This is a genomic window from Streptomyces sp. 8P21H-1 (genome assembly GCF_013302945.1).
The window spans coordinates 1-462 of the sequence record NZ_JABTYA010000182.1 but is presented as its reverse complement, the minus strand read 5'-3'; the positions used below and the strand labels follow the sequence as shown (position 1 = coordinate 462).

Here is a 462-nt window from a genome sequence, read left to right as displayed (position 1 = left end):
TGCCGCCGCTCGTGCGCGGAATGCGCGCCAGCGGCACGAACGCGGTGGGCACCATGTGGTCGGGCAGGGTCCGCCGCAGCCGCATCCGCAGGTCGTCGGCCGACGGGGCGCTCTCCCCCGCGGGCACCACGTACGCCACCAGCAGGGTGCGCCCGGCCTGTTCGCGGGCGGCCACGGCGGCGTCGGTGACGTCCGGCAGCGCGAGCAGGGCTGCCTCCACCTCGCCGGGTTCGATGCGGAAGCCCCGGATCTTGACCTGTTCGTCGGCCCGGCCGAGGAACTCCAGCTGCCCGGACGCGTCCCAGCGGGCGCGGTCGCCGGTGCGGTACATCCGCTCCCCCGGTGCGCCGAACGGGTCGGCGAGGAAGCGGGCGGCGGTCAGGCCGGGCCGGTTCAGGTAGCCGCGGGCGACCTGCGCGCCCGCGAGGTACAGCTCGCCCGGTACGCCGGGCGGCACCGGGC

The 462-nt window shown here is 77.3% G+C and carries 1 protein-coding gene; it reads right to left on the bottom strand.

Going from position 1 to position 462, the window contains the following annotated elements; all coding sequences use genetic code 11:
* Positions 1–462: AMP-binding protein (locus HO151_RS03025; protein WP_173894571.1), on the bottom strand; the 462-nt coding region annotated here is incomplete at both ends.